Annotated in this window: 9 protein-coding genes; 2 read left to right on the top strand and 7 right to left on the bottom strand. The window is 39.6% G+C overall.

The genetic code is table 11. The annotated features are described in order from the left end of the window. Window positions 1-4: 4 nt before the first annotated feature. The 5 genes from RIV7116_RS03530 to RIV7116_RS03510 form a co-directional block, all read right to left on the bottom strand. Window positions 5-1,267: a glycosyl hydrolase family 8 gene (locus RIV7116_RS03530; RefSeq protein ID WP_015116894.1), complete on the bottom strand. Its 1,263-nt coding sequence runs from the start codon at window positions 1,265-1,267 to the stop codon at window positions 5-7. 341 nt (window positions 1,268-1,608) lie between these two features. Continuing rightward, a complete protein-coding gene (locus RIV7116_RS03525) occupies window positions 1,609-1,971 on the bottom strand; it encodes a hypothetical protein (protein WP_044290738.1) in 363 nt (120 codons plus the stop codon). A 25-nt stretch (window positions 1,972-1,996) separates the two neighbouring features. After that, entirely contained in the window at window positions 1,997-2,566 is a 570-nt protein-coding gene (locus RIV7116_RS03520) for a Uma2 family endonuclease (protein WP_015116893.1), read from the bottom strand. Window positions 2,567-2,824: 258 nt separating this feature from the next. Then, a complete protein-coding gene (locus RIV7116_RS03515; RefSeq protein WP_015116892.1) occupies window positions 2,825-5,221 on the bottom strand; it encodes a tetratricopeptide repeat protein in 2,397 nt (798 codons plus the stop codon). Then, on the bottom strand, window positions 5,218-7,113 hold the full coding sequence (locus RIV7116_RS03510) for a carbohydrate porin (RefSeq protein ID WP_015116891.1): 1,896 nt from the start codon (window positions 7,111-7,113) through the stop codon (window positions 5,218-5,220). The genes RIV7116_RS03515 and RIV7116_RS03510 overlap by 4 nt, the downstream gene beginning before the upstream one ends. A gap of 215 nt (window positions 7,114-7,328) precedes the next feature. On the opposite strand from RIV7116_RS03510, the gene RIV7116_RS03505 reads away from it, so the two are divergent. Beyond that, complete coding sequence (locus RIV7116_RS03505) at window positions 7,329-8,102, top strand: hypothetical protein (RefSeq protein WP_015116890.1); 774 nt, start codon at window positions 7,329-7,331, stop codon at window positions 8,100-8,102. An 876-nt stretch (window positions 8,103-8,978) separates the two neighbouring features. Here the strand turns inward: RIV7116_RS03505 and RIV7116_RS03500 are convergent. Then, complete coding sequence (locus tag RIV7116_RS03500; protein ID WP_015116889.1) at window positions 8,979-9,863, bottom strand: hypothetical protein; 885 nt, start codon at window positions 9,861-9,863, stop codon at window positions 8,979-8,981. 450 nt (window positions 9,864-10,313) lie between these two features. Between RIV7116_RS03500 and RIV7116_RS03495 the strand changes: the two genes are divergently transcribed. Then, window positions 10,314-12,008 carry a cellulase family glycosylhydrolase gene (locus RIV7116_RS03495; RefSeq protein WP_015116888.1) on the top strand — a complete coding sequence of 565 codons (1,695 nt, stop codon included), beginning with the start codon at window positions 10,314-10,316 and terminating at the stop codon, window positions 12,006-12,008. Window positions 12,009-12,076: 68 nt separating this feature from the next. On the opposite strand, the gene RIV7116_RS03490 is transcribed toward RIV7116_RS03495, so the two are convergent. Beyond that, window positions 12,077-16,231 carry a DNA-directed RNA polymerase subunit beta' gene (locus RIV7116_RS03490; RefSeq protein WP_015116887.1) on the bottom strand — a complete coding sequence of 1,385 codons (4,155 nt, stop codon included), beginning with the start codon at window positions 16,229-16,231 and terminating at the stop codon, window positions 12,077-12,079. Between the last annotated feature and the right edge of the window lie 24 nt (window positions 16,232-16,255).

The raw sequence follows: 16,255 nt of genomic DNA, 5'->3' as shown, positions 1-16,255 counted from the left end.
CTTCTTAATTACTTTGCAAAAGTTTTGGAGAGATTGCTGATGGAGATAGCAGCCCTAACCAAGCTAGATTCTGAGTGTAATAAGCTTCATTATCATCCCAGACTTCTTGCTGGTATCGGGGTAGCAGCTTTTTCTCCAATAATTCTTCAGCCAATGATGGTTGTATCAGCCTACTTGCTGCATAAAGCATGGCGTATTGAGAAGTAGCTTCGTAGTTTACCAAAGCTTCACCTTCGAGGTTTATTCGTGCTGGAATACTTGATTTTTCTGACCATAATTTGAGTGGATGACCGATAGACGATTCCAGATAATTTCGTGCCCGAGTTGAATTAAACCAACTAGCATCAAGCGCGATTCTCCACCAAACCCGATATGCGTCAAAGCTATATGCGCTGCTTAACAGACTATCGTTAGGCAAAGGTCGATATTTTCCCGTTTTTGCATCTAGAACAACCCAATCACTAGGTAAATTTACAGCACTAATATGTCTGGAATCTTCCAATACTTCATAGCTACTATCTACCAAGCTCAACCAATCTCGTTCGGAGTCAACTTGAGCAAACAAGCGGAAAGCGTAAGGAGCAAAGTATGAAGGATTAAGAATAATGGACGATGAGTCTTTAACAAATGCAGCTTTGGGGCCAGGTAGCAGATAGCGTTTGTCTTGTCCGACTACAGTTGAATACTTCCACAAATCTTGCAGTTTTGTTTTTGCTAATTCTAGGTATTCCGGACGATTCCACCGTCTTGAAGCCAATATCAAAGCAGTAATCGCATCTATATCGCCGTCGCTAGCAAAATTATTATCTATAGAACCCCAGCTACCATCAGATTTACGCCCCCACTTCCAAGCCCATAAATTATCTACAGGTTTACCGTCTTCAAGTCTTCGTAAATTATTTTCTCCCCAGTTTAAAGTTAGAGCAAAAGTTGCAGAGTCATCGATAAGTACCGCTCTTAGCATTGCATAAGCCTGCCCTTCACTAGTAGAGCGATCGCTAGCTTCGTAATCGATTACTCTTCCATCTCTTTGGATAAACCGACGACGATAGCTGTCCCAACTTTCGACTAATAACTCTCGGTTAGGAGTCGATTCCGGGAGAGACGAGACAAAACGAACGCTATCGTTATTAACAACCGATATCGTAGTTGATGATTGCCAAGATTTTTTCACAGGTTTTTCAACACTATTAGCTGAATCACCCCAACTACAGCCATTTAAAGCCAAAATTATACATATAGCGGCTATTTTTGTCAGATAGTTCATATTTGAGAACATTTTGCATCAATTGTTGCCAATTAGGAGAAATTCTCTTTTGTTGTATTTGAGAAACTTCTTCTGATTAATATTCCCTTTGTAGTCCGTATATTTAACTAAATGACTGATTCTTTATCGAAAATTTGTTTGGATGAGGATTTCGCTAGGTGTTCTTTATGGCACTTACAGATAATAAAATGTCCCCCGTCGGTGTCGCCTGAAAGGCGACACCCCAGTATATCTAGGTTTTGACCGGAATATTTGTAAAACGGTGGGACATTTTATTTCTTGGATCTCCCTATGAAAGGGAGAGTGGAGGTAAGGACGGAGAGTGCTATTAACAATTGCTACTATTCATATCTGGGTTCAAAGAATGTTATTAGTGGGATAGGTTCATCTAATAACATTCGCATAGCTTGTGCTTCTGTATGATTGGGAAAAACTGTTAAAAAATCATCTAAATCGCGCATAGCCATGTCGATATATCCTTGTAAAACATCTTGAGATATCGCGAATTCATACAATTGTTTTGCAGTGGAAATATCATCAAAGGCTAAGTAATAAACAGCTAAATTTAAAGTATTTTGCCAGTCTTGAGGATTTTCTTCATATTTTGGTTTCGCTAATTTAACTGCATTAGCAAGGTCAGTTTTTGCTTTATCTGGTTGATTGAGTGCTTTGTAAGCTAAAGCGCGTAAGTGTAAATACCACAAGATTTGTACATAGTGTATTTAATTCTCAACCAAAATTCAAACAATCAAAAATATCCGCTACCGACAAATTCCAACCTTCCAATACATCCAATACAGGGAAAACATCTTTTCCTTGTTTTATTTCCGGTACTTGATTGGGTTGAAAAACCATTATAGATTCATCTTCAGAGTCAAGAAACCAACCTAATTTAGTACCATTTTGCATCGAAAATATGATGTTACGAATAACTCGGTTGGGAGATTGTTTAGGAGAAAGAATTTCAATTGTCCAATCGGGAGGAATTTCAAATTGATTGGCAATTCTCCCATTAGGAAGCAAAGGAATACGCGACCATTTAAAAACAGCAATGTCTGGGACTAATGACCTTCCAGAAAATGTGCAGCGTAATTCTGGAAATGCGTAAGCCAACTTTTGTGGTTGACCAATTTTATTAATGTTAGTTACCAAAAAACTTTGTAAGGTACTGTGTTCTCCCTGTGGCATTGGTTTTTGATAGATTTTACCGTCAATATATTCGTTATGAGGCTTAGTTTCAGGCAGTTTTAAAAATTCTTCTAAACTAAGGTTGGAGGATAACTGAGGTGATAATGTCATATTTTCTTACTTTATCCTTAGAATGATTTTATTATCGATAGCAAGAGTTTTTATTGTCACAATTACTGGTTGGTGCGTGACGCGGATAAATCTTATCGCTACGTTCAAATCTTTTCATAGCGTCACAGCACCCTACAATAAAATACTAATTACATAAACTTGTTTATTACCCATTACAATTACCCATCCCCATAAAAAAACCACTCACACCAAAAGCACAAGCGGTTTAAATCAAAATTACCAATTACCAATTACCAATTACCTTTTCCCCCGACGCTCATAACTTTCCCAAGGTGGTTGAAAACCCCGTCTTTGCAGGAAGTCTTCTTGTATTTGCTGCATCTGGTTGGATATTTCGGGATTTCTTTCACCGCTGGCAATTTGCTCGATTTGCAGCTGTTCTAGGGCTTTCATCGCTGCTAATGGTTTGTCAAGAATCGCATTCAAACCTGCTAAAGCGCGACGTGCTTCTTTATCTTGAGGATTTTGTTCCAACACTGTGGAATAAATTTGTTCTGCGGATTCAAATCGTCTTTGCTCGAAACGAATTCCTCCCAAAGCAGCTAAAGCGTCTATATCGTCTGGTTCCTGTTTGAGAATATTCTCATAAGCTTTACTAGCCATGTCTAAATCTCCAACTGCTTTAGCTAGCAAAGCTACTCTCTGTTGTGAGTTAGCGTTATTTGGAGCGCTAGCAATCAATTGTTTCATTCGCAAGCGGGCTTCACCGCGATTTCGTTGAGCTATTGACTCAAGCAAGCGCTGCTGCAATCTTATACTACTAGGGTCAACTTCTACTAAGTAATTATACAGTGCTTCTCGGTTGGGATCGGTAGGTAGCTGTGTTACTAAGCTATATAGTTCTGGTGGTGTATTGGTAGCTTTTTGAGTTGCTAACCAATTATCTAAAACAGATTCAGCTTCGTTTTTAGAAATGCGTTTGGCTTGATAGGCAACGCTGGTACGTCCTAACTGAGCGGTAATATCTTGAGGATTACGTTTGAGAACTTGCTCGTAAACTACTAAAGCTTCGTCAAAACGTTTCTGCTGGACTCTTACCCCTACTAATCCGCGCAAAGCACCATCAATTATATCGTTCTTGGGATTGTTATTAAGGATAGCAAAGTAGCGTTCGGCGCTGGCTTCCAAGTTCCCTTCGCGTCTTTCGATTTCCGCTGCAAGCAACTGTGTAGCCATATCACTGGCACCTTGAGATGTTGCCGTATAATTAGCTAAAGCCTGTCTGGCTTGAATTGTATTTTCGAGTTGCAAATACATCTGGGCTAAGCGAAAGTTCAAAAACGGTGCGTTGACTCCTGTTTGCAGAATATTTTGATATGCACTTAGAAGTTGAGGAGAGGGAGCATCTATATCAGCTAATGCTAATGCTAAATTTTGTAGTTGCGCTGAATCAGTAGGTAAGTTTTGCAAGGTTGTCGCTAACCGTCGATTTAAATCGCTCTTAGAAACCATTCCGAGTTTGTATTCTAAAGCGACTTGGCGCGCTATCAAACTTTTATCGTTTGGTAAAGTGGCAGCCAAACGTCTATAAATTTGTAATGCTGTTTCCTCTCCTTGGGGTAAACCAGTAAAGACATTAGCAATTTCCCGCAGCAAACTGCTAGAAGGATTAGGATTGTTCGCAAGAGCTTGACGGTAGAGATTAGCTACTTTTTCTACCAAGGAAGGATTATCTGTATTTTTGCGAATTTCATTCAGCGCCCTAGCTAAAGGTAAAATCGCCTCTTCTCTATTTTCTAAAGGTTCTAATACTGCTAAAGCTTCGGCTTCTTGTTTATTGGCAATATAGGCTTGTGAGAGTTCGGCACGAGTATTGATAGATAACTGGTCTAAATTGTCGGAGCGCTGTAGCTGTCTTTGTAGAATTCCGATGGCTTCTTGAGCATTCCCAGTTTTGCGTAAGGTAAGAGCATAAGCAACAGCGGCATAATCTGTTATTTGTTTTCCACTGGCTTTATAACGATTAAATAGTTCTTTGGCTTTTTGATAATCGCCGCTGTAACTATAGGTTTGAGCCGCTCCAATTACTGCTTCTGGGGTGGGATTGTTCGCCAAAACTATTTGAAAGTCGGCGATAGATTTACTGAATTGACCTTGATAGGAATAAAGTAAAGCGCGATAATAACGACTTTGTAAATCATCAGGATTCAATTCAAGCAAAGTGTTAAGAGCTTTTATACCGGGTTGATTCCATTCAGGACGGTAAGTACCCATCATCCCCACAATTCTTAAGGCTGCTTGATTTTTAGGATCTTGCGCTAATACTTCTTGATAAGCTTGAAATGCCTCTTCAATTTGTCCGGCGCGGTTATAAGCAATAGCTAAACCCAGCTTGGCTTGCAAAGATTGTGGATTTCTTCTCAAAGCTTGTTTAAAGGCTTTAATGGCATCATCAACCCACCCTTTTTTCAGCAGACTGTAACCCCGTTTGGTCGCTCCAGATGCACTTTGAGCTTGTACTGGTTCTATGTTATTCAAAGTTGCCAGTACTATGGGGCAAGTAAAAACAAATAAGTGAAAAGGTAATAAAGTAATTCCGACAATGATGTTACTTTGTGTTTTGCGTTTTTCCTGCCATAAATTTGCTTTATAGAATAGGTTCAAATACCAGTCAAATTTTGATTTGTGATTCATCTACCAAATCTCCCCCTTGGAGTTACATCAAAGTCTGATTTAACTCTCACACCAAGAACTGTTTCGTTAAAGTCGTCTCTTCCCTGAACGGAAAAACCTAATCTTAAGTTAGGAAGAAACTGAAAATCGTAGTAAAGCTCTAATACATCTAATTGCTTTCCTTCACGCTCATCTTCGTTTGATAAAGCCCGCCCATAAGCTAATCCCAATCTATCGTCAGGGGTAAATAAATCTAAGAAACTAGCTCCGAAAACATACGTATCCGCGCCTTCTCCTAAATCTCTATTTTCATAACGACCATAACGTCCGAATAGACCTAATTTCATTTCAGGAATAAAAACTTCAGCATTTATACCGTATGCTTCTTCGCGATCGTCTTCCAAAACTCCAAACTCACCATTCCCGCGATCAATTTGAAAGCTTTGAGGAAAAGTATCGCGGTTTCCGGCATCTCTTGCAGTACTGTAAGTACCGCGAATAATCGCATTACCGTAACGAACTCCGATTTCACCAGCGAACGCATCCAAACTAAATTCGCTCAAAGCATCAGAGGATGAGAAAACAGCAGCTTTAGCATCTATATTATCGGTCACGCTCCAATTAACTAATAGTCCAGGCTTTGAACCGATTCCTGTCGATGCCAGGGCTGGATTCGTTTGAAAGACTGGATTAAAAAATTGGCTGGCTCCATCTTTAGCAAAACTGTTGCGGTCAAAATAAGAGGTTAAATCTAACTGACCAACTGCAAACCGTAAATTAGGTAATCCCGTTAAAGATGTTGCTAAATACAGTTCGTTGATATTCAAACCTTCTCGTCGGGAATCATCAAATGAACTACCCTCACTAGTCAAATCTAAAGTTCCACCAAACAACACTTGAGGAGTAAGGGGATAAACTCCGGTAAGTCTAGCTCTTGCGGAAGTATCGTCTCCTTGAGTGACATAAACACCTTCCACCCTTAAAGATGGCTCTCTTAAAGCCGCACTAGTTCTCAAGGGGTTCAATTGATTATCATTTTGGGGAACAAGCGGTGCCTGCGATCTTTTTAACGGTGCTGGTGGTGAATATTGCTGTGGAGTCAGAGGAGTAGACGGACGCATTCCTCCTTGAGAGTTAAGCAGCGTATTAAAAGTAGGTGTTGAAGTTGCAGAAACTGACGGTTGTTTCATCCGGTAAGCATCAAGCATTTGTTCAAATGTTGGTGCATTATTAGTCGCAACAGATTTAGGGTATATTCCAGAGTTTCTAGTTCTAGAATTTAGTAATTGATTAAATGTTGGTGCATTATTTGCATCCAATTTTTGCTGTGGACTTGTTCCCGGAAGTGGTGGCAAAGGAGTCACAGTGGTTTGGGAATTAAAGTTAGGGGAAGTAAATTCCAAACTGCTGCCCGGTGGTGCTGGCAATGGAACAGCTTGAGCGCTCCTTAACCTACCTTCGTAAATCCCTGTTCGCGGACCACCTATAGCTTTTTCTTCCCTCTTTATCGCTATGGATTGCTCAATCGAACGTTTAGTTTTACCACTTATCTGTTCCTGGATAAAATTATTCTCTAACTGCTTTATATTATCTAGGGGTAAATACTGTTCTATTTTTTGAGTAGGTAAAGTAGCACCAATATTAGAAATGTTGGGTGGTGGCGGAACTGCTTGCAATCGAAGTTTTGTTCTTCCTTTAGGTATGGAAGATTCCGGTACTCTCAACAACTTTTGCGAATGCGAAGTCCGATTAATTTGTGGCTGAAGATATGTTGTTTGAGCTTGCGAACTATTGCTGACACCAAAAGTACCTAAGATTGAGATCGAAGCGGCACAGAACAGCTTACAAGGTTTATACTTGTGGAATTCTTTGATCAAAATATGTTTTTCACCCTTTAGTATTTTAGGTTTCATTACCCCAGTTAATGTATAAGTAAATATTTGCGTTGTATAATGTCGCCACTTTAACAAAAAAAATTCATATCATCGACGGGATAATACGTACTTTGCAAAGCCAGTAAAATTACAATAAGAGTTCGTAAAGTTACTCAAATTGAGCATAATTTTGGGCAAAATAAATAAAAATGCGGAAATTACAGATTTAATCTGCTTTTATTAACACCAATTTTATGAAACAGCAACATTTAAGATTTTTAATTCGCCCTTTAACTAAAAAACCTTTAGCAATCCAGGCTGTAATCGCTTCTAGTATTGTTTTATTAGCCGGTTCTGGCTGCTCAAATAAATCGCAAAATAATGTACAGCTAGAAATACAAGGCATACAGAGAGAAGATGGCAAAGGACTATACAAGGTTGTCGGCAGTACAAACTTACCCGAATCTAGCCGCATTGCGATTACAGCAGTTCGCTATTTGCGACCTACTACGACTACAAATGCAGAACAGATCGTTGATGATAATAATGAAAATATAAACCGTTCAATTTTGGCTCGCCAAATCGTAGAAGTCAAACAGGGAAAATGGGAAGCTGACTTAAATCTTTGGCAGGTAGCTTCTAACGGTAATTTTCAAGAAGTATGGCAGCTAAATAAAGATTACAAAAATTTGCTCCCTGAAAATGAAGTTACTTTTATTGCGACTTTCAATCCTGTAGCTCAACTACCATCTTCAGACAACCAAAATTTTCAACAAAACCTGGAAGGAAAATCCCTTCGATTTACGAATGAAGGTGAAAAATACGTACAAACAAGCCAGTATCGCTCTATAGGCTTACCTATAGGCAAAACAGCATCACCTCGTCCAGAACCCGAAGATTTTAATGATGGCTGGGGGATTAGATACCAACTCAAAGCACAATCGGAAGATTCCACAGTCACTTTACCTCCATTAGCCAAATCTCACCAAACTAACATTCCTATTTCAAGTTCGGAGTTTTTAAGGTAATTAACGGAGTTAGTTCTACTTTTAGCAGCTGATTAATGGCTCAAACAAAGTAATTACGTCTATATATATTAGACTCAAGTCACCATATAACAAAGTTTGAGCTTATCCCGAACTCAGGTGAATTAGCACAAGCTTAGAAAGCCCGCCTTGGTAGCGGGCTATTTTTTGATATTGCCGCGCTTGAGTACTCGATGAGATTAACACTCATCTCAAATCTTGCACCATTATCAGAAAAAGGGTTTCTTTCAGATTGTAAAACGAAGTAATGATACTTTCACAACTAGAAATCCGCCTTGAAATTGATTTCAAGGCTAATATACAAAGTACGTTAAAACGCACTATAAACCTTGCCCAGTGAGCATAATTCGTAATTCGTAATTCGTAATTCGTAATTAATGCCCCATAAATGAAATTTAAGGGCTTCAACTTCGCGTAGTTGACATCCACGGATGAATCCGGGGGCTTCAAACCATAAATGTTTTCCCGGTCAGATTTATCAGACTTTGTTTGTGAGCCTGGGAATTTATTCCAAGGCGCTTGTTGAGCTTGGGGTGCAAGATGTGAAATTTATCTGACTTTATTTTTAGGCTAATAATTTATTCCCAGGCAGTCTTGAGAATGCTGCAAGATGTCTATTGCACTCGATAAAAAAAGCACTTACTTATTAAAAAAGTTAAAAGTAGCAGTGATTCATAAATTACTGCTACGAAAAAATATTTTATTATTTTAGGATTTAGATACTTTTAATAAGTTATTTGGGGTGAAAAGTATCTAAACCTTTATTACAGCATGTTCCATTCATGGGGAGTGTGTTAAATTCATCTGCACCTCACCTAATGGAAAAATTACTCTATCGAGCGCTTAAGTTAGTACTTTTTAACCCAATTGAACTTGCTGAGGTTTGTAAGTATCGTAATGAATACTAATCTTTTCCTCTTCTTGCTTGCTAACAGTATTTATAGGTTCAGAAGTTGGCGCAAGGTTATTCTGCATTGCTTGCATTTGTAGCATCATATCTCTAAGTTGTGCTTGTAATTGCTCAAATTCTGCTGGCTTTATACTGGTTTGATTTTTTTGAGATATGTGAGCAATTTCCTTCTTGATATTATTATTTGATTGAGCGTATCCAAGAAAGTTTTGGGCAGAAGCAAATGCAGATGCTGCATTTGCTGAAGTTGTATCTTTGATGTTAGCTTCAGGCTGCTGTTGCGAATAATTTTCTACTGGTTTTTGATATGTTGGGGATACAGTTTGCTCTGTAAATTGTTGAGATAGGCTTCTAGGGTTTAAAGTCGGATAACCTTTGCTTGCGGTCGATGACGCTTGTTCATCCAAGAAATTATTCAATCCAGAAACTTGCAGTCGAGTTTCTGAAAGTTTAAATTCTTTAAGTAATTCCTCTTTCTGCTGTAATTGCTGTTCTAATTGCGATATTTGCCCTTCGATCTCTGTTGATTTACGAGAAGATTTACGCCATCCACTAATAGCAATAGCTGAAATTCCAGCCCCTAAACTCAGTCCAGTCGCCACTACTACATAAGGCAAAGCAACATCTCTTAGTTTACCGAAGAAAAGTGTTTCTTCTTGAAAGTTTATATTAATTTGTTTATCCCCTATTAAAGCTAGCGGTACTGTCATAGCCGAAAAAACAGCCGCAGAAGCTAAAACTGGAGGCAAAATAAATTTGGTTAAAGCAGATAGAGACATATTTAAAAGTTCAGTTATTGAATCAAAAACGGCAGATGGATTCACTTGCTGCATTTATTTGTTTCGCTTTAAAGCAATTAAGGCAGCAGTTGATTGTTTGCTTTATTCATTTCTAATTTATTCGTTAAATACCTAGGTCACAAGGCTTTAAAGATAAAGAAATTGTCTGTTTTAATAAATTTTTAATAAACTAGATATTCTGAGTTCGCGATACAAAAGCACATTTATTCTTATCAATCCTATGTTTTGGCCTATCCTCAAAAAATATTGTTAAATTTCTCTTATACTTAAGTAATAATTTGAATATGACAAATATCTATCTAAAGTGTTAGCTTATTTGTTTTCTTAATCACCTTTTGGGATTGATTTTTATAAAATTTTTGGTTTCATAAAATAGAGACTTGTTTCGTTGTTTCTAGCATCAGTATGCTAAACAATATCTCAGTCAATATCATTGATTATCAAAGCAATACAGCATTTAGACTAAAATAGGCATCAGTAATTATGCGTAATTATAATTTTTTATTTTTAGATAATATCTTTCAACAATGGCGGATAATCTTCCTTGAAATGTTTTATCGAAAATATTTTTATAAAAAGAAAAAAAGATTTAAAAAAAATAAATTTTCACAAATCAAATCCTACAAGAAAATACTGATATTTCTTATCAGCTTATTATTTTGCTTGAATAGTAATTTTATTAACACGTTATCTGGACAAGTCAATCTGGCTAGAGCAGCAACGACTATGCAGTTACCACTTTCAACTCGTGGAGCAAAAATTATTGATGCCAAAGGAGCTAGGGTATTACTCCAAGGAGTCAACTGGTTTGGTATGGAAACAGAAACCCATACTCCCCACGGTTTATGGAAGCGAGATTATAAGGAGATGCTCGCCCAAATCAGGAGCTTGGGTTACAACATGATTCGTCTGCCATATTCTGTAGAAACACTGCGCTCATCTGAAATTAGTGGCGTTGATTTCACTATTGGTAGCAATCGAGAACTCGAAGGTAAAACCCCTATAGAAGTAATGGATGCAGTCGTTGAGGAAGCACAACGTCAAGGATTATTGATTTTGTTGGACTCCCATCGTCTCAATAATAAGCGGATTCCAGAATTATGGTATGGAGATGGCTATTCCGAAGCAGATTGGATAAATACCTGGTTGCAGTTAGCTCAAAGATATAAAAATCAAACCAACATCATCGGTGCAGATTTAAAAAATGAACCTCATGGTAAAGCTAGTTGGGGTACCAACGATTTAGCTACCGATTGGAGGTTAGCCGCAGAACGCGCAGGTAATGCCATTGGTAAGATAAATCCTAATTGGTTAATTGTTGTTGAAGGAGTAGAAAATAATGTTCCGGGACAAAAATTAGCTCACCATTGGCAAGGAGGTAATTTAGAAGGTGTATTGCGCTATCCGGTACGTTTATCACAGCGAAATAAGCTAGTTTATTCTCCTCATGAGTACGGAACTGGGGTGTATGACATGCCTTATTTCTCTGACAAGAAATTTCCCCAAAATCTCCTCGATCGCTGGCAAATAGGCTTTCATTATATTTCCAGTCAAAATCGCGCTCCTATTTTGATCGGAGAATTTGGCGGGCGTTTAATTGATGAGAAAGAAGCTATTTGGTTTAGTAAGTTAATTAAATATATTAAGAAGAAAAAACTAAGTTTCGCTGTTTGGAGTTGGAATCCCAATAGTGAAGATACGGGAGGTGTTCTCTTGGATGATTGGAAAAGTGTTGATATACCCAAACAACAATTAATTTCTCAACTACTTCCAGTTAAATTACCTCGCATGGCTCCGGCAACAGTTGCACAACCACAAAAACCGCAAGCGCGAATTCCAGATACTAATGCCGCAATTGTAGCCGAAGCAGGATTACGAGTTACTACTGAAGTTTATTCCGATTGGCAAACGGGTTTTTGTACTAGCATGAAAATAATTAATAATACCAACCAATCAGTTCAAAATTGGCAGCTTAAATTCAATATGAACCAAGCTAAAATAAAAAATTCTTGGAATGCTAATTTCAAAGAATTCAAAGGTATATATACCGCAACTCCTTTGGATTGGGGAAAAACTATACAGCCCCAAAAGGTACGGGATGTCGGTTTTTGTGCCCAAAAGCTCGGTTCCGATTATTCTCCTCAACAAGTTGAATTACAAGTTTTAGCAACAAATTAAATCAAAAAAAATCCCAGATTAGCTGGGATTTACTGATTAATCTTATTCTTATCAAGATGAATTAGGTTTTATTCGTCATCTGATGAGAAATCGGTATCGGGTGAGAAGTTGGTGTCTAATCCAAATTCTTTTAAGTCTTCCAAGACACTATCGTTGCTGACTTGATTTAAATCATTATCGTCTTGTATTGGATTTAAATCCTTAATAGCTTCGCTGTCGGCAGTTACTGGTAAGCTACTGCCCATCAATTCATTAGTATCATCTAATATTGATGGTGAAGCAGTTCTGTTTCCAAAATCTGGAGTCATTGTTGGAGAATCCAAATTATAACTGCGGGCTGTACGATCGTCTAAGACCATATCTAATGGGTCATCGACTTCATCCAAGACGCTGTTGCTCATGTCGCCAGCATAGTCATCAACTATACCCATCTCTTCATAAGCATTGAATCCAGTACCCGCAGGAATTAATCGTCCAATAATCACATTTTCTTTCAAACCACGCAACCAGTCGGACTTTCCTTCGATTGCTGCTTCGGTAAGAACGCGAGTTGTTTCCTGGAAGGATGCGGCTGAGATGAAACTATCTGTATTCAATGATGCTTTAGTTATCCCTAATAATACTGGCGTATACTGAGCCTTGGCACCACCAGTAATGGACATCGCTTCATTTACCTGTTCGATTTGACGCAGTTCCACCAATTCTCCAGGTAGCATTGTCGTATCGCCGCCGTCATCTACTCGGACTTTGGAGGTCATCTGACGTACAATTACTTCAATATGCTTGTCCGCAATGTCAATTCCCTGAGATTGGTATACCGACTGTACTTCATTCACCAAGAAGCTCTGTACTTTTTGCAAAGCGTGGCTGGCACAAGCGTAAACCCCTTCATCGGAACCTTGGTTAAAGAATACTTCCAATATTTCATGAGGGTTAGATGGCCCATCTGTTAGCGGTTGTCCGGTTTCTACCGTTTGCCCTTCAGAAACTACCATATTTTGTCCTGGGCCGAGAGAATAATCGGTGACTACACCCCCTGCTTCCAGAATTTTAATGGCGATCGCCTCGTCACCGTCGCCATAAACTGGTTTAACTTCTCCAGTTCTGCGAGCCAAAATACAGCCTTCTTTGGGTTTACGAGCTTCAAGCAGTTCTTCAATTCGAGGCAAACCTTGAATGATATCACCGGTTTTGGCGCGTTCAAATACTAACAATACTAAGTTGTCACCACGCTGTACCAAATCGGTATCATCTACTTGCAGTATGGCACCAGGGCTGACTCGATAGGGGCGACCCATCCGCAAGGTAAGATAGTGAGAAGATTCTCCTGCTGGTACTATACTTCCCTCTTCCTCACTATTACTGGCGTTAATTGCCCTACTACCGGTACCTGCATCAACTACTTGTCCGGAAAGTTCTGCGAATATTCCAGGAGCAATTTCAGCACCTTCAACTAACAAGTCGCCAACTTTACAGGTAGGAGCTTGATTCAAATTAATAGTAAAGGTATCGCCGGTTCTTAATATCAAGCAGCGACGAGGTGCATCAGTTCCCACCTTCACGCCTTGAATTGTACCTCCTTCTTTACACAAGATTTGGGTACGGGATACTACAGCACCAGGTTCTATGGTTTGTCCGTCAACGACTTCCAGATTGGTATTGGTACTTCCCTGAGTCGCATCAGCAGCAATATCGCGACGAATCACCAAAGATTCTAAAATTACCAATTGCAAGCGTTGAATTTCTGGGTCGTTTTCATCAGCGACCAATTCGATATCTGCTGCAAGGGGAGAAGTAGTATGTTCATCACCTTCTTGCTCAATTTCTAACACCAACTGGGTTCGCAGCAGTTCTACACCTTCTACAGACTTGATGCGCTCTGAGTCTTTATAAGATATTTTTTGTACTGCTTTTAACTGGATGGAACGCCCATTTTCATCAGTACCCGAAGTAGTAGATGGTACTTCTGGGTCGGTTGGTATGGGAAATTCAACTACAGGACGACTTAATACTGCTGGACCTTCTGGTGTCTCTACGTATTCGATATAGCGTAGCTCTGTAAAGGTTGTACCCAAAAATTCTTCACCGGCTTGCACAAAAGTCCCGTCTTTACTCATCACTGCTTCTGGATCGTCAACCATTAGCAGTTCGCCCGGTTTAACTACGACTTCTCGTAAAATATCGTTTTTCTGAGTGACTTCAACAACACCGCTATTTTGACAGAAGATGTCTTTAACAACTTCATCACCAGCATTCACAAATTGACCGTCTTCGACGATTAACAAGGAGATATCTTTATTAACTTCGTGGGTTTCTTCGGGTATCCATAATAAGGTACCTCCCTGCACCACTTCATAACCTTGTTTTGCCTTACCTTTCTTCTGTACTTCAACTCCGGAGAATTTCAGCAATCCTCCAGTATTGGTACGATAGCGATCGTCTATTAATTCTGCTACAACTTGAGAGTTTTGTACTTTTGTGCCGGGAGTGGCTCTCAAATTAAAGACTTGATTGTTTGCAGTAGTAATTAAATAGTTATTCCGCCCTTGAGAACTTTGGACGGTAACGGCGGCTCTATCCAAAACAATCGAAGCTGTCATTATTTCGATTTCCCGAGTACTTTTACCAGGAGTTGCTTCTGGTAAGCGCACGCCACCGCCATGTTGAGAGGTCAACTTGGTTTCGGCAATTACACCGTTAGTTTGAATTTTGTCGCCGTTTTCAACTACCAATTCGGCTCCAGGAGGTAAATTATATACTTCTCCCGACAAAATCCAAATCAAACCGCCTCTTACTGCCGTAGTAGTAGTATTCCCTTGACGGTCAGTTTTTTGTTCTGCAACGACATCGGCAAACCGGACTTGTCCGGCAATATCAGAAGCTACATCTTTTACAGCCTTTTCAGTGTTAATTCTTGTAGTTCTTGCACCCAAGGCGACTTCTGCTAATAATTGACCCTGCTTAATCTTCGAGCCATTATTTACATATAAAGTTGAACCTTTAGTTACCCCAATTTCCATCCCAGATGACTTGGGACTGCCGCTCGGTTCCAGAACTAAAGTTCCATTGGTTTCTACAAACAAAGCATCTTCACCGTGACGGGTACGGAAAGGTCTGGTGCGGAATTTGCCTTTAAAACGAACCGTACCATCGGCTTTAGCTCGTACTTGTTGCGCGACTTCCCCGGTAAATACACCCCCAGTGTGGAAGGTACGCATGGTTAGCTGAGTACCTGGTTCCCCAATACTTTGAGCGGCAATAATACCTACTGCTTCACCCAAATCCACCATCTTGGCATGTGCTAAACTCCAGCCGTAACAATGCTGGCAGACACTACGTGCGGCTTCACAAGTTAGGGGAGAACGAACTTCTACCTTTGTAACACCGGAGGCTTCAATCTCGTCTGCAAGTTCTTCAGTAATCGGGGTATTGCGAGTTGCAAGTACTTCACCAGTTTTGGGATGCACCACATCTTCGTTAACTGCTCTTCCTAAAAGACGACTGGAAAGAGGAATTAAAGTTTTATTCCCTTCCATCATCGCCACAACAGGAATACCGCGAGAAGTACCGCAGTCAGTTTCGCGGATAATCACATCTTGGGATACATCCACCAAACGTCTGGTAAGATAACCACTATCAGCAGTTCGCAGTGCAGTATCCACCAATCCTTTACGGGCACCGTAAGAAGAGATGATGTATTCAGTTACCGTCAGTCCTTCGCGGAAATTAGTTTTAATTGGTAAGTCAATAATTTCCCCTTGTGGATCTGCCATTAATCCCCGCATTCCCACCAACTGACGTACCTGGGAAATATTACCCCTAGCACCACTAAATGCCATCATGTATACCGAGTTAAGGGGATTATTGCTTTTAAAGTGACTTACCACCTCATCTTTAAGAGCTTCAGAAGTACCGTTCCAAGTATCAATTACCTTCTGAAAACGTTCTACCTCAGTAATCTCTCCACGCTGGTACCGCTTTTCAGTAGCGCGAATTTCTTCTTCGGCAGCGTCTAGCAAAGAACGTTTCGACGGTGGAACCATTAGGTCATCAACGCTAATAGAAACACCAGCCTTGGTAGCATAACGAAAACCCAAATCTTTTAACTTATCCGCCATTACAGCAGTTCGAGCCGTACCGTAATGAGTGAAACCCCACGCAATCAGCTTTCTTAGTTGCTTCTTATCAACCACGCGGTTGCGGAAAATCATTTTTTCGTTCATTAGTAGTTAGTTGTTAGAAGTGAA

Origin of the sequence: Rivularia sp. PCC 7116, from assembly GCF_000316665.1 — a bacterium.
Classification (GTDB): Bacteria; Cyanobacteriota; Cyanobacteriia; order Cyanobacteriales; family Nostocaceae; genus Rivularia.
Note: the sequence above shows the minus strand (reverse complement) of the source record. Positions and strands in the feature narration are given on the sequence as shown.

Excerpts from the sequence above, each read along its gene's own strand:
- RIV7116_RS03500 (WP_015116889.1), bottom strand. The coding sequence starts at position 9,863 with ATGCAGCAAGTGAATCCATCTGCCGTTTTTGATTCAATAACTGAACTT.
- RIV7116_RS03505 (WP_015116890.1), top strand. The coding sequence starts at position 7,329 with ATGAAACAGCAACATTTAAGATTTTTAATTCGCCCTTTAACTAAAAAA.
- RIV7116_RS03495 (WP_015116888.1), top strand. The coding sequence starts at position 10,314 with ATGCGTAATTATAATTTTTTATTTTTAGATAATATCTTTCAACAATGG.
- RIV7116_RS03515 (WP_015116892.1), bottom strand. The coding sequence starts at position 5,221 with ATGAATCACAAATCAAAATTTGACTGGTATTTGAACCTATTCTATAAA.
- RIV7116_RS03490 (WP_015116887.1), bottom strand. The coding sequence starts at position 16,231 with ATGAACGAAAAAATGATTTTCCGCAACCGCGTGGTTGATAAGAAGCAA.
- RIV7116_RS03510 (WP_015116891.1), bottom strand. The coding sequence starts at position 7,113 with ATGAAACCTAAAATACTAAAGGGTGAAAAACATATTTTGATCAAAGAA.
- RIV7116_RS03530 (WP_015116894.1), bottom strand. The coding sequence starts at position 1,267 with ATGAACTATCTGACAAAAATAGCCGCTATATGTATAATTTTGGCTTTA.
- RIV7116_RS03520 (WP_015116893.1), bottom strand. The coding sequence starts at position 2,566 with ATGACATTATCACCTCAGTTATCCTCCAACCTTAGTTTAGAAGAATTT.